This is a genomic window from Thiolapillus sp. (genome assembly GCF_048562965.1).
Classification (GTDB): Bacteria; Pseudomonadota; Gammaproteobacteria; order Chromatiales; family Chromatiaceae; genus Thiolapillus; species Thiolapillus brandeum_A.
In genome coordinates this window covers 1-718 of sequence record NZ_JBHNMF010001295.1, presented here as the reverse complement: position 1 = coordinate 718, position 718 = coordinate 1, and the positions used below count along the sequence as shown (strand labels likewise).

Genomic DNA, 718 nt, shown 5'->3' with positions numbered 1-718 from the left:
AAGTTGTTGCGTAGTGCTTGGTGACCAGGACGGCTGGGGCACAAATAGGTTGTCAAAGGCCGAGTCGATTTTGGGGACTGGGATGTCCCAAAATCTATCACGAGGCCGAAGACACGCTTGTATGCCTCGTTGATCTGGTTCATCGACTGGTGCCATGAGCGCGGTATCGAGCGTATCGAACAGATCACCCGACCGATCCTGCAACGCTATCAGCGGTATCTGTATTACGCGATCAGCCGCAGTGGAAAGGCGCTCTCGACCGCCAGCCAGCGCAACCGCCTGACCGCCGTGCGCACCTGGTTCAAGTTCCTGATGCGCGAGAATCTGATCCTCTACAACCCGGCCTCGGAACTGGAGCTGCCCAAGCCGGAAAAGCGTCTGCCGAAACACACCCTGACCCCGGAAGAAGCGGAACTGGTGCTGTCTCAGCCGGACATCGAAACTGATGCGGGGCTGAGAGATCGTGCCATCCTCGAAGTGCTGTACTCCACCGGCATTAGACGACAGGAAGTCATTAACTTAACCAAACAGGATGTCAATAGCGGCGCTGGTATCATCGCGGTCCGACAGGGCAAGGGCAAAAAGGATCGTTTTGTGCCGGTTGGAGAACGCGCCTTGGTCTGGGTCGAAAAATACCTCGATGATGTGCGACCTCAACATGCCTTGCCATCCAGTCCAGACAATGTGTTCCTGGATGAGACCGGCAAGGTGCTCAATC

At 56.1% G+C, this 718-nt stretch carries 1 protein-coding gene; it reads left to right on the top strand.

Annotated elements, in window-relative coordinates; genetic code table 11:
- Nucleotides 1-117 precede the first annotated feature (117 nt).
- On the top strand, nt 118-718 hold a 601-nt coding region (locus ACOCD2_RS23920), incomplete at its 3' end, for a tyrosine-type recombinase/integrase (RefSeq protein WP_295539771.1).